Annotated in this window: 20 protein-coding genes and 1 riboswitch; of the genes, 8 read left to right on the top strand and 12 right to left on the bottom strand. The window is 61.9% G+C overall.

Going from position 1 to position 26,084, the window contains the following annotated elements; all coding sequences use genetic code 11:
• Nucleotides 1–45 precede the first annotated feature (45 nt).
• The 5 genes from kdpB to ribB all read right to left on the bottom strand — a co-directional run bounded on the left by kdpB (nt 46) and on the right by ribB (nt 7,457).
• Entirely contained in the window at nt 46–2,145 is a 2,100-nt protein-coding gene (gene kdpB, locus BXU06_RS08360) for a potassium-transporting ATPase subunit KdpB (RefSeq protein ID WP_077298595.1), read from the bottom strand.
• Between the two features lie 20 nt (nt 2,146–2,165).
• Nucleotides 2,166–3,851, bottom strand: a complete 1,686-nt coding sequence (gene kdpA, locus BXU06_RS08365; RefSeq protein ID WP_216352561.1) for a potassium-transporting ATPase subunit KdpA — start codon at nt 3,849–3,851, stop codon at nt 2,166–2,168.
• Between the two features lie 424 nt (nt 3,852–4,275).
• A complete protein-coding gene (locus tag BXU06_RS08375) occupies nt 4,276–6,246 on the bottom strand; it encodes a bifunctional diguanylate cyclase/phosphodiesterase (RefSeq protein WP_171982162.1) in 1,971 nt (656 codons plus the stop codon).
• A 145-nt stretch (nt 6,247–6,391) separates the two neighbouring features.
• Nucleotides 6,392–6,718, bottom strand: a complete 327-nt coding sequence (locus BXU06_RS17690) for a hypothetical protein (RefSeq protein ID WP_171982163.1) — start codon at nt 6,716–6,718, stop codon at nt 6,392–6,394.
• Nucleotides 6,719–6,833: 115 nt separating this feature from the next.
• A complete protein-coding gene (ribB, locus tag BXU06_RS08385; RefSeq protein WP_077298603.1) occupies nt 6,834–7,457 on the bottom strand; it encodes a 3,4-dihydroxy-2-butanone-4-phosphate synthase in 624 nt (207 codons plus the stop codon).
• A 128-nt stretch (nt 7,458–7,585) separates the two neighbouring features.
• A riboswitch (FMN riboswitch) is annotated at nt 7,586–7,733 on the bottom strand.
• Nucleotides 7,734–8,084: 351 nt separating this feature from the next.
• Between ribB and trpE the strand changes: the two genes are divergently transcribed.
• The 8 genes from trpE (at nt 8,085) to cysN (ending at nt 17,159) form a co-directional block, all read left to right on the top strand.
• Nucleotides 8,085–9,557 (top strand): anthranilate synthase component I, encoded by a 1,473-nt coding sequence (gene trpE / locus BXU06_RS08390; protein ID WP_171982164.1) that lies wholly within the window; start codon nt 8,085–8,087, stop codon nt 9,555–9,557.
• Between the two features lie 457 nt (nt 9,558–10,014).
• Nucleotides 10,015–10,566: a hypothetical protein gene (locus BXU06_RS08395; RefSeq protein WP_077298605.1), complete on the top strand. Its 552-nt coding sequence runs from the start codon at nt 10,015–10,017 to the stop codon at nt 10,564–10,566.
• 162 nt (nt 10,567–10,728) lie between these two features.
• On the top strand, nt 10,729–11,328 hold the full coding sequence (locus BXU06_RS17360) for a HEPN domain-containing protein (protein WP_150125156.1): 600 nt from the start codon (nt 10,729–10,731) through the stop codon (nt 11,326–11,328).
• 64 nt (nt 11,329–11,392) lie between these two features.
• The gene (locus BXU06_RS08405) at nt 11,393–12,868 is read left to right on the top strand and encodes a hypothetical protein (RefSeq protein WP_077298609.1); all 1,476 of its coding nucleotides are present in this window, start codon (nt 11,393–11,395) and stop codon (nt 12,866–12,868) included.
• 31 nt (nt 12,869–12,899) lie between these two features.
• On the top strand, nt 12,900–13,496 hold the full coding sequence (locus BXU06_RS17365) for a hypothetical protein (RefSeq protein ID WP_150125157.1): 597 nt from the start codon (nt 12,900–12,902) through the stop codon (nt 13,494–13,496).
• A gap of 108 nt (nt 13,497–13,604) precedes the next feature.
• Complete coding sequence (locus BXU06_RS08410; protein ID WP_077298611.1) at nt 13,605–14,480, top strand: AEC family transporter; 876 nt, start codon at nt 13,605–13,607, stop codon at nt 14,478–14,480.
• A gap of 234 nt (nt 14,481–14,714) precedes the next feature.
• Complete coding sequence (cysD, locus tag BXU06_RS08415; RefSeq protein WP_077298613.1) at nt 14,715–15,635, top strand: sulfate adenylyltransferase subunit CysD; 921 nt, start codon at nt 14,715–14,717, stop codon at nt 15,633–15,635.
• Between the two features lie 87 nt (nt 15,636–15,722).
• The gene (gene cysN, locus BXU06_RS08420; RefSeq protein ID WP_077298615.1) at nt 15,723–17,159 is read left to right on the top strand and encodes a sulfate adenylyltransferase subunit CysN; all 1,437 of its coding nucleotides are present in this window, start codon (nt 15,723–15,725) and stop codon (nt 17,157–17,159) included.
• Between the two features lie 235 nt (nt 17,160–17,394).
• On the opposite strand, the gene BXU06_RS08425 is transcribed toward cysN, so the two are convergent.
• The 7 genes from BXU06_RS08425 to hypB all read right to left on the bottom strand — a co-directional run bounded on the left by BXU06_RS08425 (nt 17,395) and on the right by hypB (nt 25,773).
• Nucleotides 17,395–18,618, bottom strand: a complete 1,224-nt coding sequence (locus tag BXU06_RS08425; RefSeq protein ID WP_077296620.1) for an IS110 family transposase — start codon at nt 18,616–18,618, stop codon at nt 17,395–17,397.
• A gap of 378 nt (nt 18,619–18,996) precedes the next feature.
• On the bottom strand, nt 18,997–20,043 hold the full coding sequence (hypE, locus tag BXU06_RS08430; RefSeq protein WP_077298617.1) for a hydrogenase expression/formation protein HypE: 1,047 nt from the start codon (nt 20,041–20,043) through the stop codon (nt 18,997–18,999).
• Nucleotides 20,040–21,158: a hydrogenase formation protein HypD gene (gene hypD, locus BXU06_RS08435; RefSeq protein ID WP_077298619.1), complete on the bottom strand. Its 1,119-nt coding sequence runs from the start codon at nt 21,156–21,158 to the stop codon at nt 20,040–20,042. Before hypD ends, hypE begins: the two co-directional genes overlap by 4 nt.
• Nucleotides 21,155–21,379, bottom strand: coding sequence for a HypC/HybG/HupF family hydrogenase formation chaperone (locus BXU06_RS08440; protein WP_253189425.1), 225 nt, complete (start codon nt 21,377–21,379; stop codon nt 21,155–21,157). Before BXU06_RS08440 ends, hypD begins: the two co-directional genes overlap by 4 nt.
• 832 nt (nt 21,380–22,211) lie before the next feature.
• Nucleotides 22,212–22,520, bottom strand: coding sequence for a GIY-YIG nuclease family protein (locus BXU06_RS08445; RefSeq protein WP_077298623.1), 309 nt, complete (start codon nt 22,518–22,520; stop codon nt 22,212–22,214).
• Complete coding sequence (hypF, locus tag BXU06_RS08450) at nt 22,517–24,856, bottom strand: carbamoyltransferase HypF (RefSeq protein WP_077298625.1); 2,340 nt, start codon at nt 24,854–24,856, stop codon at nt 22,517–22,519. Before hypF ends, BXU06_RS08445 begins: the two co-directional genes overlap by 4 nt.
• Complete coding sequence (gene hypB / locus BXU06_RS08455; RefSeq protein ID WP_077298627.1) at nt 24,856–25,773, bottom strand: hydrogenase nickel incorporation protein HypB; 918 nt, start codon at nt 25,771–25,773, stop codon at nt 24,856–24,858. Before hypB ends, hypF begins: the two co-directional genes overlap by 1 nt.
• Between the last annotated feature and the right edge of the window lie 311 nt (nt 25,774–26,084).

Raw genomic sequence — 26,084 nt, forward strand, 5'->3', positions numbered from 1 at the left:
TTGTGAAAGTCAATGCAGTGCAGCATGCAGCCTGGCTGCGCCAGGCTACACCCAGCCCAGCAGGGTGAGCAGCAGGTCGATGGCCTTGATGCCGACAAACGGCAGCAGCAGCCCGCCCACGCCATATACCAGCAGATTGCGCCGCAGCAGGGCTGCTGCGCCCAGCGCCCGGTAGCGCACGCCCTTCAGCGCCAGCGGAATCAGCGCGATGATGATCAGCGCATTGAACATCACCGCCGACAGCAAGGCCGACGCCGGGCTGCTCAGGCCCATGACATTGAGCAGGTTCAGCTGCGGATAGGTGGCGGCAAACGCCGCCGGGATGATGGCAAAGTATTTGGCCACATCGTTGGCCAGGCTGAAGGTGGTCAGCGCGCCACGGGTCATCAGCATCTGCTTGCCGATTTCCACCACTTCGATCAGCTTGGTCGGGCTGGAATCCAGATCGACCATATTGGCGGCTTCGCGGGCGGCCTGGGTGCCGCTATTCATTGCCACCGCCACGTCGGCCTGCGCCAGCGCCGGAGCGTCGTTGGTGCCGTCGCCGGTCATCGCCACCAGCTGGCCGCGTTTCTGGTAGTCGCGGATCATCGCCAGCTTGGCTTCCGGGGTGGCTTCGGCCAGAAAATCATCCACGCCGGCCTCGGCAGCAATTGCCGCTGCCGTCAGCCGGTTGTCGCCGGTAATCATCACCGTGCGGATGCCCATCTGGCGCAGCTGGGCAAAGCGTTCGCGAATGCCTGGCTTGACCACGTCTTTCAGCTCGATCACGCCCAGCGCCTGCGCGCCTTCGGCCACCACCAGCGGGGTGCTGCCCCGGCTGGCCACGCTGTCCACCTGCTGCTGCAGCGCCGGGCTGAACTGGCCGCCGGCCATTTCCACCTGACGGCGGATGGCATCTGCCGCGCCCTTGCGGATCTGCCGGCCTGCCACATTCACCCCGGACATGCGCGACTGCGCGGTAAACGGCACAAAGCTGCTGTCGGCGGGGGTGTCACCGCGTTGCAGTGCGGCGAGCATGCCGCTGTCGGCAGCGCGGGTCAGTTGCGCCGCCAGCGCCACCAGGCTTTTGCCTTCTGGCGTATCGTCGGCCAGCGACGCCAGCCAGGCGGCTTCGGCCAGTTGTTGCTGGCTGACGCCGGCGGCCGGCAGCAGCGCCGACGCCTGCCGGTTGCCAAAGGTGATGGTACCGGTCTTGTCCAGCAGCAGCACGTCCACATCGCCTGCGGCTTCCACTGCCCGGCCTGAGGTGGCAATCACATTGGCCGCCATCAACCGGCTCATCCCGGCCACGCCAATCGCCGACAGCAAGCCGCCAATGGTGGTGGGAATCAGGCAGACCAGCAGCGCCAGCAACACCGGCAGCGACACCACGTCGCCGCTGCCGGCGGCGTTGACGCTGTACAGTGAAAACGGCAGCAAGGTGACGGTAACCAGCAAAAAGATCAGGGTCAGCGCCAGCAGCAGGATGGTCAGCGCCACTTCATTGGGGGTTTTGCCGCGCTTGGCCCCTTCCACCATGGCAATCATCCGGTCGATGAAGGTTTCGCCAGGGTTGACGGTAGCGCGCACCACCATCCAGTCGGACAGCACGCGGGTGCCGCCGGTCACCGAGCTGAAGTCGCCGCCCGATTCGCGTATCACGGGCGCGGACTCGCCGGTAATGGCGGATTCATCCACCGAGGCGATGCCTTCAATCACCTCGCCATCGCAGGGAATGGTCTCGCCAGCCTGCACCAGCACCACATCGCCCTTGCGCAGGTCGGACGATTCCACCGTGCTGAAGGCAGCCCCATAGCGCTGGGGTGCCGCCAGCTTTTTGGCCCACGCCGCTTTTTTCAGGCCCTTCAGGCTGGCGGCCTGCGCCTTGCTGCGCCCTTCGGCCAGCGCTTCGGCAAAGTTGGCAAACAGCACGGTGAACCACAGCCACACGGCAATGCTGCCGGTCAGCCAGGCCGGGCTGTCGCCGTGGCCCAGCAGCGCCTGCACCCACAAGGCGCTGCACAGCAGGCTGCCCAGATAGACCACGGCCATCACCGGATTGCGCAGTTGGGCGCGCAGCGACAGTTTCTTGCCGGCCTCCCACAGCGCCGGGCGCAATAGCTGCGGGTCGAGCAGCGGCAGGGTGAGTTTTTTCTCGGACATATGCGTTCTCCTTGCCCTGGTCATTGCCACAGGGTCAGATGTTCAACCACGGGCCCCAGGGCCAGCGCGGGCAGGTAGGTGAGTGCGCCCACCAGCAATACACTGCCAATCAGCAGGCCAATGAACAGCCCGCCGTGGGTGGGCATGCTGCCCAGCGAAGGCGGCAGGGTTTTCTTGGCTGCCAGCGAGCCGGCCAGCGCCAGTACCGGCACGATCACGGCAAAACGCCCCAGCCACATCACCCCACCCAGCAAACCGTTATAAAACGGGGTGTTGGCCGACAGCCCGGCAAAGGCGCTGCCATTGTTGTTGGCTGCCGACGACAGCGCATAGAGGATTTCCGAAAACCCGTGCGCGCCGCCATTGGCCAGCCCGGCCAGGCCAGCGGGGCTGACCACCGCCAGCGCCGCGCCCAGCAACACCAGCATCGGCGTGACCAGAATCACCAGCGCCACCATCTTCATCTCGAAGGCCTCGATTTTCTTGCCCAGATATTCCGGCGTGCGCCCCACCATCAGCCCGGCGACAAACACCGCCAGCAGCGCAAACACCAGCATGCCGTACAAGCCAGACCCCACCCCACCAAACACCACTTCACCCAACTGCATCAACCACATGGGCACCATGCCGCCCAGCGGGGTAAACGAATCGTGCATGGCGTTCACCGCCCCGCAGCTGGCCGCCGTGGTCACCGCGGCAAACAGGCTGCTGCCGGCCATGCCAAAGCGCAGGTCCTTGCCTTCCAGATTGCCCATCAAGCCATCTGCGCCCAGCGCGGTCAGCCGTGGGTTGCCCTGTGCCTCGAACAGCGCCACCGCGCAGGCGGCCAGCACAAACAGCACGCTCATGGCCAGATACAGCGCCCAGCCCTGGCGACGGTCGCCCACCACCCGGCCAAACGCATGACACAGCCCCGCCGGAATCAAGAAGATCGCCAGCATCTGCAGCAGATTGCTCAGCTCGCCGGGGTTTTCAAACGGGTGCGCTGAATTGGCGTTGAAAAAACCACCGCCATTGGTGCCCAGCAGCTTGATCGCCTCCTGCGACGCCACCGGCCCCAGCGCCAGGGTTTGGGTGCCGCCGGCCAGCGGATGCACGGTCAGCGCCGGGTCCAGGGTTTGCACCACGCCCAGGCTGACCAGCACCAGCGCCAGCAGCAAGGATAAAGGCAGCAGCACGTACACGCTGATGCGCAGCACATCCACCCAGAAATTGCCCAGATCGGCGCTTTCCCGCCGGGCAAAGCCGCGCATCAGCGCAAACGCCACGGCAATGCCGCTGGCTGCCGACAAAAAGTTTTGCACCGCCAGCCCGAGCATCTGGGTCAGATAGCTCATGGTGGTTTCGCCGGCATAACCTTGCCAGTTGGTATTGCTGACAAAACTGATGGCGGTATTGAACGCCGAGCCGGCTTCCACCGCACCCAGCCCCTGCGGGTTGAATGGCAAGCTGCCTTGCAGCCGTTGCAGCGCATACAGCAGCACCGCGCCCAGCAGGCTGAACACCAGCAGCGCCAGCGCATAGTCACGCCAGTTCATTGGCCGGGGGCGAATCCCGGCCAGCCGCAACAGTGCGGCGTCCAGCGTCTGCCAGCGCGCCGGCAACTGCTCGGTGGCCAGCGGGGCCAGCCACGCCCCCATCGGGCGCACGCTCAGGCTCAGCAACAGCATGAACAGCGCCAGCAACCAGAAAAATGCGGTCATCATCCGATTTCCTCCGCATTCAGCAAGGCATACACCAGCCAGGCCGCCAGGCCCAGCGCCAGCCCTGCAGCCATCCAGGTCAGTAGCGTCATCGCGCCCCCTTGCGCCGCAGCGCGGCATACGCCCACACCAGGCCGTGCGTGGCGGCATACAGCGCCAGCAGGCTGGTCAGGCACAGCAGATCATTCATGGAAAACTCCCGGTCGGAAACACGCTGTCACTTTAGGCAGGGCGGTGTAAAGACGGGATCAAGATTGGGGTGGGGCGTATAAAAAAGCTGTAAAAAAGCGCGGCGTGATGCGGCGTGATTCAGCAAGGCCGCTTTGGCAAAACAGCAACCCCGCCCAATGCATCGCATTGGGCGGGGTTGCTGTTTTTATCGGGATGTGGGGTGTTCAGGGCTTACGCAATCACCACAAAAAACCGATCAGCGCCCTGCTGCTGCGCCCGGCCCCTGTGCCGATGGGCGGCCAAACCAGTAGCCCTGCAGTTCGTCCACCCCCAGCAGAGCCAGCGCGCTGGCCTGTGCGGCAGACTCGATGCCTTCGGCAATCACCCGCAGGCCAAAGCGATGGGCAATCAGCACCGCGCCTTCAATCACTGCCAGGGAATGCACATCGCCGGACAGGGCAAAGCTCTTGTCGATCTTGATGGCATGCACCGGAAATTCGCGCAGGCGCGACAGCGACGAATAGCCGGTGCCAAAGTCGTCAATGTGAATCTCCACGCCCAGCTGATGCAGGGCGTGCAGGCTGGTCAGCGCCTGCTGCAGGTGTTGCGCGTCGAGCACACTCTCGGTCACTTCGATCACCAGCCGCACTGCCGGCAAGCCGGATTGCGCCAGCGCAGCGCTGACTTCGGCGCAAAAATCCGCCCTGACCAACTGCCTGATCGAGGTGTTGACGGCAACCTTGGCTGGCGTCGGGCCGGGCCAGCCGGCGGCAGTCTGACAGGCCTGGTGCAGCACCCAGTGGCCCAGGGCGACAATATGGTCGGTTTCTTCCGCCAGCAGGATGAATTCTTCCGGCGACACTGGGCCCAGGCCAGCGCAATGCCAGCGCAGCAAGGCTTCGTAGGCCACCGGCACGCCGCTGTGGGCGCAGACAATCGGCTGAAACAGCAGGTGCAGCGAACCGTCCTGGTGGGCGGTGTTCAGCGCCACACTGAGCGCCAGTTTGCGCTGCTGCCGGGTGGCCAGTTCGTCGCGGTAGCCCTCCACCCGCCCACGCCCCAGCCGCTTGGCTTCCGAGGTAGCCAGGTCGGCGCAACTGATGGCGGTTTTCAGGGTCAGGGCCGGGTCAATCGGGTGCAGGGCCACGCCGATGCTGGCCCCCAGATGCAGATGATGGCCGCCAATCACACAGGGCTCGGCCAGCCGCGCCTGCACGGCGCGGGCCACCTGCTGCATGGCCAGCGCCGAAGGCGCATCGCATACCAGACATAAAATGAATTCGTCGCCGCCCCAGCGGCTGACCAGATGCAGCCGGGCGTGACACTGGCTGGCCAGCGTCTGCGCCACCTGCTGCAGGCGTTGGCCCACCTCCTGCAAGACCAGGTCGCCCCAGTCGTGGCTCAGGCCATCGTTGATCTGCTTGAAGCGGTCGAGGTCGATAAACAGCGTGGCCAGGCTGGCCGCCTGATGCGCTTGCACGGAGGCTTCGGCAAACAGGATGCCGCGCCGGTTGAGCAGGCCGGTGAGCAGGTCGTGGTGGGCAATCTGGTGCAGTTCGCGGGTGCGCTCGGCCACCCGTTCCTCCAGATGGCTGTTGGTTTTCAGCACCTGTTCGGTTTTGGCCGACAGCGCCTGCACCAGCGCTTCCTTGTCCCGCGCCAGTGCAATGGAACGCACCAGCAGCAGGTGGTTATGGTGGTGGCTGCTGACCATCACCCAGGCAAACATTCCGCCCAGCACGGTGAGCATCAGCGATGCTGCGCCGCCGTGGGCAAGAATCTGCACGCAGGCCGGCACAATCAGCAGCAGCACATACAGCTTGCCAGTCACCCGCATCGGTGCCAGCGTGCCGGTGGCACCACCGGCCAGCGCCGACAGAATCACCAGAATGGCAAACTGCTGCGCGCCCACAAAAAACGGCATGCCCCACCAGCCCAGCGCGCCCCAGCTGGCCCCGGCCAGCAGCACGGCCAGATGGTGCAGCCGCACCTGACCGCGCGGCGGCGGGGTACCGGGCTGACGGCGCTGCACCTGCTTGCAGTGCAGATAAAACACAAAGCGCGCGGTGGTCAGCGCCAGCGACGCCATCGCCCAGGTTTTGAACCAGGGCGGCGCATTGGTTTGCAGAATCAGCGCAGCAGCAACAATCGCCACCAGATTGACCAGCAGCCCCTTGAGGTGATGGTGCAGGGTTTCCCGCCAGAGTTCAGTGCTGCAAGCCAACATGATGGCGCTACCTTGGGTCAGCCGACTGCAAGAGGGCCATGCCGGCGCTGATCCCGTCATGCCCCCGCCTGTGGCCGCCCGCCACCCGGTCTTGGCCCGGCAGACAGGGGGAATGGGCAGCCGGCGGGAATGGGGTAAACCACAATTATCCGACGCGCCTTATATCACCGTTCTTCAGGGCGGTGACAGATAGGTGATAGATATAAGGCGCGGACGCCGCAGGCGTCCTGTCGTTGAGAAACACCCTCAATAATGAACGCATGCCGAACGGCGAGCAACAGCCCAACACGCGCCGCTTCGCCGCATCGGCAACATCCGCAAAGACTTCCTGCACCAGGCGACCAACGCAATCAGCCAAAACCACGCGATTGTCTGCCTCGAAGACCTGAAGGTGCGGGCGATGTCGAAGTCTGCGGCGGGCGATGCCGACCAGCCGGGCAGGAACGTGCGGGCAAAATGTGGCGTAATCCATCCCTAAGGATGCGCTGATTTATTCAGACAAACCGTTTTTGCCAAAAACAAAACCCAGTAAAATCAAAAACCTGGATTCCCGCCTTCGCGGGAATGACAATTTTTTCAGCGTATCCCTAACGATCCAGCCAGCGTACCAGCTCATCCACCGTCAGCCGGGGCAGGTGGTGCTGTTCAGCGTAGGCATCCAGCTCGGCACCACGCATCATGCTGCCATCCGGGTTCATCAGCTCGCACAATACCCCGGCAGGACTGAACCCAGCCAGTTGCGCCAGCGCCACGGCTGCCTCGGTGTGGCCGCGCCGCTCGCGCACCCCGCCGGGGCGGGCCACCAGCGGGTAGACATGACCCGGGCGGGCCAGATGCTCGGGCCGGGCGTCGGGTGCAATGGCGGCGCGGATGGTGGTGACCCGATCCTGCGCCGACACGCCCGTGCTTACCCCTTCTGCCGCTTCAATGCTGACGGTAAACGCCGTGCCATAGCGGCTGCGGTTGTCTGCCACCATCGGTGGCAGGGCCAGCCGTTCGGCATGTTCCGGGGTCAGGCACAGGCAGACAATGCCGCTGCAATCGCGGATCAGCCGGGCCATTTCTGCCACGCTAAGCGCATCGGCGGCCAGAATCAGATCGGCTTCGTTTTCGCGGTCGTCGTCATCACTGACCACCACCGGCAGGCCACGCCGCAACGCCGCCAGGGCGGCATCCATGCGCAGGGAGAGTAATTCAACAGGAGAATTCATGGGAACGGTCCTCAAAAATGGTTCATGAGAAACACGTCACCGGGCAGAAAAGCGGGCCATGGCTGGCCCGTCGGCGGGCAACGAGCGCGCACGCCAACCCTCCCGGCTGCCTTGAGCAGGCCGGGAGGCATCATCTTCTTTCATCCGGACTATCACCGTCGGCTCTGGCATCGCACCAGATCTGCTGACCTTTCGCCAAGGCGGCGAAAGCGCTCGCGGGCTCGGCCCGAAGGCCATACCGCCGGTGGGGAATTACACCCCGCCCCGAAGACGCAGCAGCAGCCTGGCCAAGTGTCGGCACAGGCTGCTGCGGGCCAGAGTATAGCGTGGCAAAACCGGCTTGTCGCCTCAGCGTCGCCCCGCTTTGGGGGGTGACAGCGCTGGCGCTTGATCTGGCTGCCGTCTTGCCTCTGCGCTGGCCGCCCATGCCATTGCTGTTTTGATTGAGGCCTGCGCCCCTGCCGCCGCTTGTGCCCGGCGGCAAAATGGGCAAGAATCCTGCCATTGTCTTTTTTACCCCTGTGGATTGCCTGCTGTCATGACTGCGTATCCGAACACCCTGCGATGGCGTTGCCCGTCCGACTCCCATCCCGTCTGATTTTAACTGTTGTTGTTCGGAGCCCTGTCATGCTGACCCAAGCCGAATTCGACGCGCTGGCGCGTCAAGGTTTTAACCGCATTCCCGTGATTCTTTCCCTGTTTGCCGACCTGGACACCCCGCTGTCGGTCTACCTGAAGCTGGCCAACCAGCCGTATTCCTATCTGCTGGAATCGGTGGTCGGCGGCGAGCGCTTTGGCCGTTATTCCTTTATCGGCCTGCCCGCCGCCACCCGCTTGCGCGTCAATGGCCTGCGCGTGCAGGTGGAGCACGGCGACCGCGTGGTGGAAACCCACGAAGGCGACCCGCTGGGCTTTATCGAGGCCTTTCAGGCGCGCTTTTCCACGCCGCCGCACGAAGGCTTGCCGCGTTTTGCCGGCGGCCTGGTCGGCTATTTTGGTTACGAAACCATCAAGCTGATCGAGAAAAAACTCGCCGCCCGCCCGGCCAAGCCCGACCCGATCGGCACCCCGGACATCCTGCTGATGCAATCCGAAGAGCTGGCGGTGGTGGACAATCTGTCCGGCAAGCTGTATCTGATTGTGTACGCCGACCCGGCAGTGCCCAATGCCTACGCCAAGGCGCAAACCCGGCTGGCCCAGCTGCGCACCCTGCTGCGCCAGCCCGCGCCGTTGCCGCTGCAGGGGCCGGTGCCACGCAGCGAAGCCGTGTCGGAATTTGGCGAGCAGCCGTTCAAAAACGCGGTGCTGCGCGCCAAGGACTACATTGTTGACGGCGATATCATGCAGGTGGTGCTGAGCCAGCGCATGCAAATGCCGTTTAGCGAACCGCCGCTGTCGCTGTACCGCGCACTGCGCAGCCTGAACCCGTCGCCGTATATGTTTTTCTATCATTTCGACGACTTCCATGTGGTCGGCTCATCGCCAGAAATCCTGGTGCGCCAGGAAAACCAGACCGTCACCGTGCGCCCGATTGCCGGCACCCGCCCACGCGGCCAGACCCGCCTGGAAGATGAAGCGCTGGCCGAAGACCTGCTGGCCGACCCGAAGGAAATTGCCGAACATGTGATGCTGATGGACCTGGGCCGTAACGATGTGGGTCGGGTGGCCGACGTTGGCTCGGTGAAGATTACCGAAAACATGATCATCGAGCGCTACTCGCATGTGATGCATATTGTCTCCAGTGTGGAAGGCCGGCTGCGCCAGGGCATGAGCAATCTGGACGTACTGCGCGCCACCTTTCCGGCAGGCACGCTGTCTGGCGCGGCCAAAGTGCGGGCAATGGAGATCATCGACGAGCTGGAGCCCAGCAAGCGCGGCGTGTATGGCGGCGCGGTGGGCTATCTGGGTTTTAACGGCGATATGGACCTGGCCATCGCCATCCGCACGGCGGTGATCAAGGATCACACCTTGTACGTGCAGGCAGGTGCCGGGATTGTGGCCGACTCGCAAACCGAAGCCGAATGGCAGGAAACCCGCAACAAGGCGCGCGCGGTGATTCGTGCGGCTGAGCTGGTGCAGCAGGGGTTGGATGCGGAGTAATAATGGTTGTGGCGCTGGGGATGCGGAGGTGCGTGTATTCCCAGCGCTGACCAAGGCGCTGGCGTGAATATATTCATTCGACTTAAACCTACACTGATTTTTCAGCCCGATATGGTGCAATGCCTTGTGTGGTGGCGTGGGTTTGTTAGGGATACGCTGAAAAAATCGTCATTCCCGCGAAGGCGGGAATCCAGGTTGTTGATTTTGCTAGGTTTTGATTTTGGCAAACACGATTTTTCTGAATAAATCAGCGCATCCTTAAGTTGTTGTTTGCTGATTTGTCCAACAATTTCATCAAAAGTGATCTATCTTGGCAAAACGGTAGGTTGCTGTATATTATTGGCTTATACGAAAGTCATCTAAGCCAATTAAGACGACAGTTGTCGTCTATTACAAGTTAGGCTTCAGAAATTCTACGATGTACGCCTAGCAATATCGAAAACCCCAGGGAGATCCAATGAATATTATCAAGCGTGTCACTTTAGTTGCGGCGATTGCTGCTAGTACACCTACATTCGCACAGCTTGCAGGAGTTTCCGTACAGGAGATTAACCGAGGCGTCTTGAAGGCAGCGACTAATTATGCGAACGGTATTTCTTGTGTTGACGCTCCCGCGACAGCCAAAGATATCCTCGCACTCAAGCCGATACGAACCCCAGACGACGCAAGCGAAGCGGAATTCTTGGTTACGTGGGTTGGAGATATTGGATGCAACGGCGGCAGTGGAACCGTTGGAACCAACTTCGCGATTGTCAAAGTCGGCAGCGGCGGGTCTTTCTACGTTGATCCGCTGCGCTCAAGCCCGGCCATTTCGGTAGCACTGAATACGCGCTTTGTCGAGAGGCTCGTCGGCAATACACGCGATACGATCGTCGTTGATGCGGCTGACTTCGGGCCGAACGATTCGAATCAATGGCCTACGCTTCGCTTCCGCTACACGCTTAAGGTTGACGCCAAAGGCAATTGGAAGCAGGTGGAGAGGAAACCGCTTCCGCCTCGCAAGGGGTGAACTTCACTCCTACTGCGCTGAAGCCTAACCATTCGTTCAACCGGAAGCGATGGGGCATGCCGCCGTTTGGGGCCCCATTTCATTCTGCCCCAAACACCGTCATGCCCCACCGCTCCGGTTAACTTTAACTCGCGCGTTAGGCAACACACGTAAAGAGTATTCATGCGGCCAATCATCGAAGAACGATTCCAGCTCAACCTTAAGCGCGTGCGAAACCTTGTGTCCATTTATACAAATCATTTGTCATGCAAAGGCAGTGGCCGAAGGGGGCATCAAGCAACGGATGTGTTACGCGCCGCAACAGTCTTATTGCACGCGACTCTTGAGGATGTGCTACGGAGCTTGGCTTATTGGAAGCTACCTCAAGCAAACGTGGCAGTGCTAGAAAAAATCGCTCTTGTTGGCGGCACAGCAACAAAATTCAATCTCGGGGAACTTGCCTCCCATCGAGGCAAAACAATCGACGAAGTCATAAAGGAGTCAACAGATGCGAGCTTGGAGCGATCCAATTACAACAATCCAAAAGAAGTCATTCAGTTACTTGAATCAATTGGCCTGGATGTTGACCTCATTAAGCAGTACATGGCAACACTTGAGCAGGCTATGTCGCGCCGTCATCAGATTGTTCATCGCGCAGACACAAATCAAAATCAACGTCCTGGTCGAGGAAACCATAGAGTTGCATCAATCTCGCCAGCCACACTAAATAGCTGGATCTCCAACACAGAACAGTTCGTTTATGCTGTTCTCGCTCAGGTCTAGAAAAACAGTTGCCTAACTGGGCGGTCAAGCAGACACCAACAAAATCAATGCTTTTGGCATTTTCATGACCCTTACTGGCGTACGCTTGCCTTGGGCGTTATGCATCTTTCACAAAGAATTCGGGAGGCTAGAAGTGGCACATTTGTCTGACATGGAAGAACTATTGGCGACAATTTCTGCTACGCAGATTCGAGACTACATGCGCGAGGCGATGAATTGCTACATGGCCAGCGCCTACCGGGGTTGCGTTGTCCTGAGTTACATCGCCTTATTTGATGACTTGCTCGCCAAACTTGGCGAACTTGGTAAAGTGAACGCTGCAGCGAAAACAATCCACATGGACGCCACAAAGAGGAAAGGCAACCAGGACGTATTCGAGAGCTATCTAATGGATCAACTCGGCTCCAATAATTTGATCTCAGGCCTTGATGTAGACTTTTTAACCACATTGCGGAAATTACGGAACAAATCAGCACATCCATCCGGCCACAAGCCTTCACCGGAGGAAGCAAGATTTATCTTCTACGAGACAATCACCCGTTTCTTGTCCCGTCCGATTCTGTCCACAACTCAGCTTGTAGGCGAGATCGTGGTGCGCCTCAGTAACGTCAACTTCTTCCCGACAATTGTATTCGAAGAGATGAAGGCGATTGTTGAGGAGGAGATATCGCCCCTTCATGACGAAGCAATTCCGCAGCTAATAGCAAAACTTGTAGTGGCGATAACTTCTACCGACCCCACATTGGCTAAAAACTCTAGCTACTTCTTGATCGGTCTTGCGCTATTGGACCAAGATTTGGTTAGCAAGGAATTACGGACAAGAGTTCTTACTGCTAAGTCGGATGATCCGCAATACTCGCCAATAGTCGTTCAGCTCCTTTCGGCCAATGGAAAGCTGATTATTGGTCTAACTCCGGCCTGTCTCGCCCGAATTCGGCAAGTACTATCGAAACAAATTGATGACATAACGCCAGCACTGACCGAATCGAAATTACTCCATCCAACTTCAGCACTTACTTCAATTGTCGTGCATCTTGATGAAGCTGAACTACTCACCAACTTCAAATCCGAATTAGAAAAGCTGTTTGACAAGCGGCCCTACTCGCAAAAATTAGTAAGAGCGCTTATCAACCGCCCAACTACCTTTGCGAGCTACTTCAGCACCATCTTGGGCAAAGCAGGGTCCAGCGACTTTGGAACCGCAAATGCCTTTGCGAATGCAATCGAAGACATTAGCGCGGAGTTGTCGGCACTTGCTTCTGAGGAACAAGCATTCCAACTCCTAGTTGCAGTGCTCCAGGCGGCGAGTTGGGGGGCGTTTGACGCTAAGGGTTTGCGGCAAGCAAAGTTTGCCTCAATCCCAGAGCTACGCGCGAAGGCCATTACATTTGCAACCGCAAGCGCAGCTGCGGCTTCAGCTTACTTGGCAGATAAACTTAATCTTCCCATATCAGGTGAGAATTTTGTCGATGAGTACTTTACCGATGAGCACGCTCGATACACCGGACGCTGTGCGATAAAGCCGCGCAGCGTCCGGTGACCTCCACGTTAGGCATACGGAACCATCTCGCATGAGACGATTGATTGAACCATCCTTAGACGCTGCAATTGCAGAGGTGAAACGCCACGAGCATGATTCACATGGACTGCTGAAGTCTTTACTGCCATATTGCTCGCAGCTTGCACCATTCGAGAAGCGCCTCAGGCAAGGAGTCACTTTGTGGAGCCTTGCAAGCACCTTGATGCTACTTCGAGACAACGACGAATTAGCACAAAAGATCCTGCCTCCATGCCCAAGTATAGGCGATCCATTTGTTAATCGTTTGTTACGGGCGGAGAGCCTTACTTCTTCATCAATAGTTTTCCGTTCGTGGGTGTCTTTGGTTTTTATGCGCCCCGATGATATCTTGAAGGTTCTGAAATCAATTCCAAAACCAGATGCCCATCTTCAAGCATTTCTTGATCTTTTCATGCACAACCAAGTTCGGCGTATTCGAAATGCAATATCTCACGGCACTTTTAATGCTGAATTTCAAGAGGTCGAGTACCGAGATAGAGAAAAGGTTGGGCAGATTTCATTTCCAGAGCTAGATCATCTAAATTCATGCATTTTTGCATTCTGGGCCTCGCTGTGGGCTACCTCGTTGGCTCCAGAAAATCGTGCCTAACCCGACGCTCAACATCCATTCCACCGGGAGAAAATTTCTCCCGGTTTTTAATCAGCCAGGCCGTTTGGTCTGACCATCCGACCTCAATCTTCGTCTGGAGAGCCCCCCATGCTATTGCGGATTGTCTCGATTCTGCTGCCGGTGTTGTCCATCGTGCTCATCGGCTATCTGTATGGCCGTCGGCATGCGCCGGATATGGTGACGGTGAACCGCATCAATATGGATTTGTTTGTGCCGGCGCTGGTGTTTGTCGCCCTGGCCGGCAAGGATGTGCAGCTGGCGCAGTATGGCTGGCTGGCGCTGGGTGCGGCGGGGGTGGTGCTGGGCTCCGGGTTGCTGGCCTGGCCGCTGGCGCGGCTGCTGGGCATTGCCCCGCTGACCTTTGTGCCGCCAATGATGTTCAATAACTCGGGCAATATGGGCCTGCCGCTGATTGTGCTGGCGTTTGGCGCGGTGGCGCTGCCAGGTGCGGTGATTCTGTTTCTGGTGGAAATGATTCTGCATTTTTCGCTCGGTCTGTGGCTGATGGACCGCCACGCGCCGATTGGCCGGTTGTTTCGTCAGCCGGTGATGCTGGCCACCGCTGCCGGGCTGCTGGTCAGCCTGTCTGGCTGGGCCTTGCCCGATGCGCTGGCGCTGGGGCTGAAAATGCTGGGTGATGTGTCGGTGCCCTTGCTGTTGTTTTCGCTGGGGGTGCGCATTGCCGGGGTGTCGTGGGCGGAATGGAAGCTGGGCGTGCTGGGCGGGCTGGTGTGTCCGGCCAGCGGGCTATTGATGGTGGCGCTGATGCAGCCGGTGTTGCCGCTGCCGGCCAACCAGCAGGCCTGGCTGTGGCTGTTTGCCGCGCTGCCGCCGGCGGTGCTGAATTTTCTGGTGGCGGAACAGTACCGGCAGGAGCCCAGCCGGGTGGCGTCGCTGGTGCTGATTGGCAATCTGATGAGCCTGCTGGTGCTGCCGCCGGTGTTGTATGTGCTGCTGAGCTGAACGGCGCAAGGCCGGCTTTATGCCCGATTAACCCGGTTGGCCGGGCTTTTCACGCCAGATTGGTCATATGGATATGGCGAATTGGTTTATGCGCTTGCCCCGGCTTGCGGTAAAGTGCCAACCTGCCGGGCACAATACTGCACTGCCCGAAACCCCGACCCATTCTCCGAGCGCGTGCTGCGCTGTGCCGCAGCACGGATGACCGAACCTTGCATGGAAAGCCGCATACCCACCATGGCGATTGATATTCCTGACTCCCGGCTGACGCACCTGAAGCAACTTGAGGCCGAATCCATCCACATCATCCGTGAAGTGGCCGCCGAATTTGACAATCCGGTGATGCTGTATTCCATTGGCAAGGATTCTGCCGTCATGCTGCATCTGGCGCTGAAGGCGTTTTACCCTGGCAAGCCGCCGTTTCCGCTGCTGCATGTGGACACCACCTGGAAGTTTCGCGACATGATTGCCTTCCGCGACCAGGTGGTGAGCAAGAACGGCCTGAAACTGCTCACCCACACCAACCCGGTGGGGGCCAACGGTGAAGTCAGCCCGTTCAGCCACGGCAGCGCCAAGTACACCGACATCATGAAGACCGACGCGCTCAAGCAGGCGCTGGATCATTATGGCTTTGATGCCGCGTTTGGCGGCGCGCGCCGTGATGAAGAAAAATCCCGCGCCAAAGAGCGGGTGTACTCGTTCCGCGACAAAAACCACCGCTGGGACCCGAAAAACCAGCGTCCGGAATGGTGGAATGTGTACAACAGCCAGGTGAACAAGGGCGAGTCGATCCGGGTGTTCCCGCTGTCGAACTGGACCGAACTGGATATCTGGCAGTACATCTATCTGGAAAACATTGAAATTGTGCCGCTGTACTTCTCGGCACCGCGCCCGGTGGTCGATCGTGACGGCCTGCTGGTGATGGTGGACGACGATCGCCTGCCGCTGAAGGAAGGCGAAGTGCCACAAACCCGTTCGGTGCGTTTCCGCACCCTGGGCTGTTACCCGCTGACGGGCGCGGTAGAATCCACCGCCGCCACCCTGCCGGAAATCATCCAGGAAATGCTGCTTACCCGCACCAGCGAGCGCCAGGGCCGCGCCATTGACCATGATCAGTCGGGGTCGATGGAGAAGAAAAAAATGGAAGGCTATTTCTAAAAGCCCGGCGCGCCTGACGCCACGCCATTTTCCGGATTGCCGCCGCCGCCCCACGCGGGCGACGGCCACACAGTAGAGAACCCGACCATGTCACACCAGTCCGAACTGATTGCCAGCGACATTCTTGGCTATTTGAAACAACACGAAAACAAAGACCTGCTGCGCTTTATCACCTGCGGCAACGTCGATGACGGCAAATCCACCCTGATTGGCCGCCTGCTGCATGATTCCAAGCTGATTTTTGAAGACCATCTGGCCGCGATTGCCAAAGACTCGCAAAAGTACAACACCACCGACCAGGACATCGACCTGGCCTTGCTGGTGGATGGCCTGCAGGCTGAGCGCGAACAGGGCATCACCATCGACGTGGCTTACCGCTATTTCAGCACCGAGCAGCGCAAGTTCATCATTGCCGACTGCCCAGGGCACGAGCAGTACACCCGCAATATGGCCACCGGTGCCTCCACCTGCGACCTGGCGGTGATTTTGATCGACGCCCGCCGTGGCGTGCAGACGCAAACCCGCCGCCACAGCTTTATTGTGTCGCTGCTGGGCGTGCGCCATGTGATTGTGGCGGTGAACAAGATGGATCTGGTGGACTTCAGCCAGCAGGTGTTTGACGACATCCGCCGCGATTACCTGGCCTTTGCTGAAGGCTTGAACATTCCCGATATCCGCTTTGTGCCGATTTCCGCCCTGCGCGGCGACAATGTGGTCAGCGCCAGCGAGCGCGCGCCGTGGTACGACGGCCCAACGCTGATGGCCTTGCTGGAAAGCATTCAGCTGGAAAGCGACGCCCCGCTGGCGGCGTTCCGCCTGCCGGTGCAGTACGTCAACCGCCCGAACCTGGATTTCCGTGGCTTTTGCGGCACCATCGCCGCCGGCCACATCCGCCCTGGCGACACCGTGCGCGCCCTGCCCGGCGGCAAGAGCAGCAAGGTGAAGGCGATTGTCACCGCCGATGGCGAGCTGGACTATGCCCACGCCGGCCAGGCCATCACCCTGACCCTGGAAGACGAAATCGACATCTCGCGCGGCGACATGCTGGTCAACGCCAGCGAAGCAGCACCGCAAGTGGCGCAAAACCTGAGCGCGCATCTGGTGTGGATGGACGAAACCCCGCTGCTGCTGGGCAAGGAATACCTGTTCAAGCTGGGCGGCAAGAAAGTGACTGGCCGCATCAGCGCCATCGAAGCGCGCATCGACGTCAACAGCCTGGAAGCCAGCGCTGCCAGCGAGTTGAAGCTGAATGAAATTGGCCGGGTACACGTCACCCTGAACGCCCCGGCGGCGTTTGACGCCTACACCGACTGCCGGGGGACTGGTGGTTTCATTGTCATCGACCGCATCAGCAACGCCACCTCGGCAGCCGGCATGGTGATTGCTGCCCTGGCTGACGCCGGCCAACGCAGCGACGCTGACGAACTGGCCCGCCTGCGCGCCTTTGAGGTGGAACTCAACGCGCTGGTGCGCCGCTACTTCCCGCATTGGGAAGCGAAGGATATTGTCAGTAAGTTGGGTTGAGCACGCCTGAGGGATTGGGGTATTTCAGCAAAGCGCATCCGGCCAGAAGGCCGGCTTGCCAAGCCTGGCCCAGAGGCGTTTTGATCCAGTGCGCGGCAATCCCCGTCCTTCAGGGCGGGGAAGGATAGCGCGGATTGCGCAGCAATCCTGTTTTTGGGTTTAGCGTGAAAGAGCCCACCACCAGGACGAGCGTCACCCTGGCCCGAAGGCCATGTAAAAAAACGCCCATGCAGAATCAGGCGCTGGCTGGCGTGATAAAGCCAAATTTAGTCAGCGCCTTGATCCAGCGTGGGGCATTGCGCTGAACAGAGAGCGCCTCGTAATCCGTCGCGCAATCCCGGTAATGCTCGCGCCGCTTGAGCATGAAGAACAGCGTGCGCAGAATTTTGTGACCAATTGCAATAATGGCGCGTTTGTAGCCACGCCTGACCACAAGAGCCTGGAACTTCGACTTGAACACCGATGTGGTGCGACTGGCGGCATGCGCAAACTCGCACAGCAGGCGGCGCACATATGGGTTGCCCTTGCGGGTGTGGCCTGACTTGCGCTTGCCCGCCGACTCGTTGTTGCCCGGGCAAACGCCAACCCACGAAGCCAAACGATCTGCGCTGCCGAAGGCGCCCATGTCCGAGCCAATTTCCACCAACAGCATCGCCGCGCCGATCAGGTCAACGCCAGGGATCGTTTGCAGCAGCGCCAGCGTGCCCCGCTCGGATTCAAGCCCAGCCAGCAATCGGACGTCGAAGCGGTCGATCCTGGCTTCGATCTCCTCAATATGCTGCATCAGTTCGTCGAGCACGAAGCGGTGACTGGCGGTCAGATCGCCTTGTAGGGCATCGAAGATCTCCTCACGGCTGGCCTTCAGTCGGCGGCTGGCCAGGTTGATCACCTGCTGTGGGGCTTGCCCGGCGATGATCGCCTTGACCATGGCGCGGGCAGATTGCCCATGCAGATCGCTGACCACTACGCCAAGGCGAATTCCACTGTCGGTCAGCACTTTGTGCAGCCGGTTCTTCTCAGAGGCCAGTTGGCCAACCAGTTTCTGTCGCTGACGGGCAATCAGGCGCAATTCGCGCAATGCTGCAGGCGGGACAAACGAGGCGCGCAACAAACCGGCCCGCGCCAGCATCGCCAGCCAATGGGCATCGCCCACATCGGTCTTGCGGCCAGGGACATGCTTGACGTGGCGGGCATTCACCACCTTGGCGCGGATGCCGACTGCCTCCAGCGCGGCATACGGGCTCTTCCAGTAGATGCCGGTGCTCTCCATCACGACTTCATCCGGGTGCAAGGAAGCGGCCCAATCCGCGAGTTCCCGGCGGTCGCGGGCAAAGCCGCCAAACTGCCGCTGCTCGATGCGCGTGCTGCCATCGGGTTGCTGAATCAATGCGCAGGCGGTGATTTGCGCCTGATGGACGTCGAGTCCGATGACGCATTTGTACAGTGCTGACAGTTCCATGGCGCTTCCTATCGATTTACACTTGAGGATGGAAGGAGGCGGGCACCAGGACTGAATGAGCCTGAAGGCGACAAGTCGCCAACGGCCTGTTTAGCGTGCGCTCTCGATGGAAGCAATCCGGGGTGCGAGTCAGTCTGGCAGGTCACGTTAGAGGCTGGGTCAAGCCGCAAAGTACTAATACGACCTCGACCCGCCAACTTCCACCCGATAGTCTCTTTCATCTTCTGGGGTGGCGCTACTCTCCATGATCGTTAGTTAGACCACGACACTATTACCGCCCGCTTCGTGTACCGCCCGCTTCGTGGTTGGCTTTCTGTAAGGTCAGCGCCTGGTTGAACACGAAGAGGTTTGCCGCACAACAGATCAGCCCACCGTGCCTCAACAAATCCTCGGCAACATCTCCCCGTTCAGCCAGTCCACCAGCCGCTCGCCGCCAAACGGGGTGCGGGCGCGGACAAAGCAGCGCGGGTCGGCGATCACCTCGCCGATGATGGCCGCGTCCTGACCCAGCGGGTGGGCACGCATGGCGGCCAGCAGCGCCGGGGCGTCGGCGGCGGCGCAGATGGCGGTGAGCTTGCCTTCGTTGGCACAGTACAGCGGATCCAGTCCCAGAAACTCGCAGGCGGCGCGCACCACCGGGCGCACCGGAATTGCCGCTTCGTCCAGGCGGATGCCGACGCCGGATTGCACGGCAATTTCGTTCAGCGTGGTGGCCAGGCCGCCCCGGGTGGGGTCGCGCATCAGCCGCAGCGACGGGCAGGCGGCTACCAGTTGGGCGGCCAGGGTATGCAGCGCGGCGCTGTCGCTGACCACATCGGCGGCAAACGCCAGGCCCTCGCGCTGGCTGAGAATCGCCACGCCGTGGTCGCCCAGCATGCCGGACACCAGCACCGCGTCGCCCGGCTGCGCCAGATGGCCAGACAGATTCACCCCGTCGGGCACCACACCAATGCCGGTGGTGGTGATGAACACGCCATCGCCCTTGCCCTGCTCCACCACCTTGGTGTCGCCGGTGATCACCGCCACGCCGGCCTCACGTGCGGCGTGCGCCAGCGAACGGACAATGCGCGCCAGATCAGCCAGCGGCAGGCCTTCTTCCAGAATAAAACCCACGGTCAGGTATAAGGGCGTGGCACCGCCCATGGCCAGGTCGTTGACCGTGCCGTGCACCGCCAGGCTGCCAATGTCGCCGCCGGGAAAAAACAGCGGCGACACCACATGGCCGTCGGTGGCCACCGCCAGCCGACCGCCCGGCGGCGGCACAATCGCCTGATCGTTGCCCTGCGCCAGCCATTCATTGCCAAATTCGGCGGCAAACAGCTCGTGAATCAGCTGCGCCATCGCCCGGCCACCGCTGCCGTGGGTCATGTCCACCCGGCCATGTTTCAGGTCCAGCGGTCGGGTGTAGCCTGGTTTGATGCTCATGCCGGCTCCTTGCTGACAAAACGGCCATAACTGTAATGGGCGGCGCAGGCCCCTTCGCTGGACACCATACAGGCCCCCAGCGGATTGTCCGGGGTACACACCGTGGCAAACACCTTGCAGTCCTGCGGTTTTTTGCGCCCTTGCAAAATGGCACCGCATTCACAGGCTTTGTTATCAGCCACGCTGTGAGTGGTGAGGCCAAATTTCACCTCGGCGTCCCAGGCCGACCATTCCGGGCGGATGGCCAGCGCGCTGGCTGCCACCTCGCCCAGCCCGCGCCAGTCAAACGCCGGGCGCAGGGCAAACACCTCGTCCACCACCTGGCGCGCCTTGCGGTTGCCAGCGGCAGTCACCGCGCGGATGAACTGGTTTTCCACCTCGGCGCGGCCCTGGTTGATCTGCTCAATCAGCATGCGCACGCCAATCAGCACGTCCAGCGGCTCAAAGCCGGTGATCACCACCGGCTTGCCCGAATCGCGGGCAATGTCGGCGTAGACGTCCGAGCCAATCACCGTGCTGACGTGCGACGGCCCGATAAAACCATCCAGCGCCACGCCGTCGCCGCTGGCCAGCAAATGGCGCATCGCCGCCGGGGTCAGCACATGGTTGGCGTATACGCTGAAATTGCTCAGCCCCTCGGCGCGCGCGGTCAGCAGCGCCAGCGCGGTGGGCGGCGTGGTGGTTTCAAAACCGATGGCAAAAAACACCACCTGACGCTGCGGCTCGGCGCGCGCCAGGGCCAGCGCGTCGTCCACCGAATAGACCATGCGCACATCGCCGCCAGCGGCACGCGCCTTGTACAGGCTCATGCGCCCGGAACCGGGCACGCGCAGGGTGTCGCCGTAAGTGCACAAGGTCACGCCGTGCTCCAGCGCCAGGGCAATCGCCCCGTCCAACCGGCCAATCGGCAGCACGCACACCGGACAGCCGGGGCCGTGGATCAGCTCGACATTGTCCGGCAGCAGGGCGCTCAGCCCATAGCGGGCAATGGCGTGGGTGTGGCCGCCGCAAAATTCCATCAGCCGATACTGGCGGTCGGGCTGGACCACGGCGGCAATTTCCGCCGCCAGCGCGCGCGCGGCGTGACCATCGCGAAATTCGTCCACGTATTTCATGCCGCCCCCTCCGCGAGTTTGCCCACCGCCTCGGCAATCAAGGCCAGCGTGCGCCGCGCCTCGTCCTCGTCCAGCTTGCCGATGGCGTAGCCGACGTGCAGGATGACAAAATCCCCCACCGCCAGATCGTCCACCAGCGCCACCGACACCTCACGGCTGACGCCATCCACGCTGACGCGCGCGCGCTGACCGGGCAACAGCTCGGTCACTTGAACTGGCATGGCCAGACACATGGTTGTGACTCCTTGCAAAATGCCCTGGCAGAAATCGCCAGGGTGAAAAATCCATCCATCGCACCCCACCCCGTCATTCCCGCGCAGGCGGGAATCCAGAAGCATCCACAACGTGCGGTCGGTCATTTCCATCACGGCACACCGCAGGTGAACACACTACGTTTGCACTGCGTGGCACGGCCTGGGTTCCCGCCTGCGCGGGAACGACGAGCGGGTGGAGTGCTGCCGGTGTGGGATGTGGCACCGTTGCAACCATTCACATTTCAGTTGCCTTCATCCACCGTCCGTTGCACTTCCACCCCGTCATTCCCGCGCAGGCGGGAATCCAGGGGCATCCACAACGTGCAGCAGGTGCGTGTTCTCACGATTGCCCCGCAACGCTCAACGCCCACGGCGCACGCTGTGGCGCGGTCTGGGTTCCCGCCTGCGCGGGAACGACGAGCGGGTGGGGTGCTGCCGGTGTGGGATGTGGCACCGTTGCAACCATTCACATTTCAGTTGCCTTCATCCACCGTCCGTTGCACTTCCACTCCGTCATTCCCGCGCAGGCGGGAATCCAGGGGCATCCACAGCGTGCAGCAGGTGCGTGTTCGACTGCCCCGCAACGCTCAACGCCCACGGCGCACGCTGTGGCGCGGTCTGGGTTCCCGCCTGCGCGGGAACGACGAGCGGGTGGAGTGCTGCCGGTGTGGGATGTGGCACCGTTGCAACCATTCACATTTCAGTTGCCTTCATCCACCGTCCGTTGCACTTCCACCCCGTCATTCCCGCGCAGGCGGGAATCCAGAAGCATCCACAGCGAGCCACCGGACGCACGCTGTCACCCAGGGCCATTGCCAATAATCTCATCCCACAAATCCCGCCAACTGGGGTTGTGTTGTTCAATCAGGCGCAGTTTCCACGCCCGGTTCCATTTTTTCAGTTGCTTCTCGCGCAGGATGGCGTCGGCCATGCTGGCGTGTTGTTCGTAGTACACCAGCTGTTTGATGGCGTATTGACGGGTAAATCCGTCCGTCTCACCTTGCCGGTGTTGCCAGATGCGCTGCACCAGGTCAGAAGTCACCCCAACGTACAGCGTGCCGTTGCGCTGGCTGGCCAGGATGTACACCGCTGGCGCACGCGCGGTCATCGGCCAATGTGTCGCGCCACCCACGCCTGCCCCAGGCTGATGCCGCCGTCGCTGGGCGGCAGGTCGATGGCCAGCAGCGGGGTAAGGCCGACCTCGTTCAGCCGGGCGCATAGCGCATCCAGCAAAGTGAGGTTGAGGCAGACACCACCCGCCAGCACGATGTGGCGCACGCCTTCGCGCTGGCTGGCGGCGTGTGCCCAGGTGGCCAGCGCCGCCGCCAGGTTGGCGTGCCACAGCGTGGCGATGGCGTCGGCGTCGGCCAGCGCGCTGATGCGCGCCAGCAGCGGGCGCAGATCCAGTTCAGACAAATCATCGGCCAGCCGCCACAGCGCCGGGTCGGGCGTGGGCCAGGGGCCTTGGGCGTGGGCTTCCAGTTTTTGCGCGGCTTCGCTTTCGTAGCTTTGTTCGGTACAGACACTGGCCAGCGCGGCCACCGCGTCGAAGGCGCGGCCCAGGCTGCTGGTGGGCGGGCAGTTGACGCCGCGCGCCAGCATGGCGGCCACCGCCGCCGCGCCGGGCTGGGCGGATAGCCGGGCGGTGATGTCGGCTTCATCGTGGCCCAGCGCCGCCAGGACGCTGGCGGCCATGCGCCAGGGTTGGCGGGCGGCGATGTCGCCGCCGGGCAAGGCCAGCGGACGCAGCCGGCCCAGCCGCACGCAGTCGGCACCGCGCACGCGCAGCAGCTCGCCGCCCCAGGCACCGCCATCGTCGCCCAGGCCAAAGCCATCCAGCGCCAGGCCCAATACTGGGGCGTCCCCCGGCCAGTGGTGTTCGGCCAGCACGGCAGCCAGGTGGGCGTGGTGGTGCTGTACCGGAATCAGCTCGGCGTCAAAGCGCAGCGCCAGCTCGGCGGCCAGCCGTGAGGACAGCGCATCCGGGTGCAGGTCGTGGGCGATGCGGGTGGGCTGCGCGCTGGTCAGCGTCAGCCAGTGGCGCATGGCGTCTTCCAGCACGTCCCAGCTGTCCGGGTGATCCAGGTCGCCCAGGTGCTGCGAGGTGTGCCAGGCGCTGCCGCTAGCCACAGTAAGGGTGGCTTTCAGCTGCGCGCCCAAGGCCAGCACATCCATGCCGGAAGGCGCGGCCAGCGGTGCCGGCGTGCGGCCCCGGGCGCGGCGCACCCATACCTGGCGCTCACCGCGCACCGCCAGCACGCTGTCGTCGCAGCGAGCGACAATTTCGCGGTCGTGCAGCAGAATAAAATCCGCCAGCCCGGCCAGCTCACGCAGCGCCTGGGCGTTGTCGGTAATCAGCGGTGCGCCGTTAAGGTTGGCGCTGGTGAACACCAGCCGCAGCGGGTGTGGCTGGCTTAGCCAGTCCACCCCGGTTGGGCGGCCAGCGGCTTCGTGAAACAGCAGGTAATGCAAGGGCGACATCGGCAGCAGCGCGCCCACCCGGCCCACACCGGGGGCAATGCCCGGCCAGATAGCGTCCAGTTCGGCACGCGCCGGGCTGAGCACCACGGGCCGGCTGGAGTGGTTCAGCCAGCGTACTGCCAGTGGCGACAGCTCGGCCACGTCGGCCAGCGATTCGGCGTTCAGCGCCAGCACCGCCAGCGGCTTGGCGGGCCGACGCTTGCGTGCGCGCAGCATGGCCACCGCCTGCGGCTGGTCGGCGTCGCACACCAGATGAAACCCGCCCACGCCCTTGATGGCGACAATCTGCCCGGCACGCAGCAGCGCCACGGTATGCGACAGCGCATCGCCAGCCACCGGGCTGCCGTTCAGGTCGCACAGGCTCAGCCGGGGGCCGCAGTGTGGGCAGGCAATCGGCTCGGCATGAAAGCGCCGGTCAGCCGGCTGACGGTATTCGCCGGCGCAGTCAGGGCACAAGGCAAAGCCGGCCAGGCTGGTGTGGGCGCGGTCATACGGCAGCCGGCGGCTGACGGTAAAGCGCGGGCCGCAGTCGGTGCAGTTGATGAACGGATGCCGCCAGCGGCGGTTATTGGGGTCAAACAGCTCGGCCAGGCAGGCTGGGCACGGGGCCAGATCCGGCGGCAGGCGTGCGCTACCGCCGGTGCCGGGCTGGCTGTCGATCACGGCAAAGCCCGTTTCGCCCTGACACGGCTGCACGCTCAGTTCGGCATGGTCCACCTGTGCCAGCGGCGGCAGCGCAGCAGGCAGCGCCGCCAGCCAGGCGTACAGATCGGCAGCCTGACCTTCCAGCACGATGCTGACGCCGTCGCTGTCGTTGCGCACCCAGCCGGCCAGTGGCCAGCGCTGGCTCAGCCGCCAGATGGCCGGGCGCAGGCCCACGCCCTGCACGCCGCCGCACAGCCGCACGTCAAGGCGTGCCGGGCCAGCATCGGGCAGCGCCGGGCAGGGCAGCGGCCAGGGCATTACAGCCCCTGCTCGGCCAGTTGGGCTTCCAGTGCGGCAATCCGGGCTTTCAGGTCGGCCACCGTGCTGTGCTGGGCGGCCATCACCTCGTTGCGCCGCGCCGCCAGCCAGGCCAGCCAGGCGTCCATGCCTTCGCCGGTGCGCGCCGACAATTGCAGCACTTCAATGGTCGGGTTGACCCGACGGGCGTAGGCCATGCAGGCGGCCACGTCGAAGTCCAGATGGGGCAGCAGGTCAATCTTGTTGAGGATCATCAGCCGGGCGGCGGCAAACATGTCCGGGTATTTCAGCGGTTTGTCCTCGCCCTCGGTCACCGACAAAATCGCCACCTTGGCCGCTTCGCCCAGGTCGAACGCCGCCGGGCACACCAGATTGCCCACGTTTTCAATAAACAGCACGCTGTGCTCGGCGGGTGCCAGGCGTTGCAACGCTTCGCCGACCATATGGCCATCCAGATGGCAGCCCTTGCCGGTGTTGATCTGCACCGCCGGTGCGCCAGCGGCGCGAATGCGTTCGGCGTCGTGGCTGGTTTGCTGGTCGCCTTCAATCACCGCCACCGGCATGTCAGGCAGCAGGCGCGCCACGGTGGCGGCCAGCAGGGTGGTCTTGCCCGAACCGGGGCTGGATACCAGGTTCAGCGCCAGCACACCGTGTTCTTCCAGCCAGTCGCGGTTATGCTGGGCGTACTGGTCGTTTTTCGACAGGATGTCCTGCTCGATCCTGACCATGCGCGCCTGGCTCAGGCCGGGCGCATGCGCACGCGCCGGGCCGCTGCCGTAATCCAGCGCGCCGTCATCCGCGCGTGTCGGCGACAGTGCCGCTGCTGGTTTGCGACCCAGCGCGCGATAATTGAAATGACCGGGCACCTGCCCGTCGATATGGACCTGATCCGGGCCGCAGCCGCATACCGTACACATAAGACTCTCCTTGTCGGCCCTGCTCCGGGCCGCCTGTTGCTATCCGCGCCGACCACAACGCGCATCCTGCTTGCCCAGCCTGCCGGGCAAGTGTTGTTATTTTTTTAACTATTTTTACTTACAAAAACCAAACAAAATCAAAAACCGTCATTCCCGCCTGCGCGGGAATGACGGTTGTTTTCAGCGGCGGTGAGGGGCATGAAAAAAGCACGTTCGACATGACGCAAAACATCAATGCCAAAATTCAAAACAGACAATATTCAATGCCCAAACCGTCGCGTCTAACCGGTTTACCTCCCCCTAAAGCGCGC

It is taken from the genome of Aquaspirillum sp. LM1, from assembly GCF_002002905.1.
In the GTDB taxonomy this organism is placed as follows: Bacteria; Pseudomonadota; Gammaproteobacteria; order Burkholderiales; family Aquaspirillaceae; genus Rivihabitans.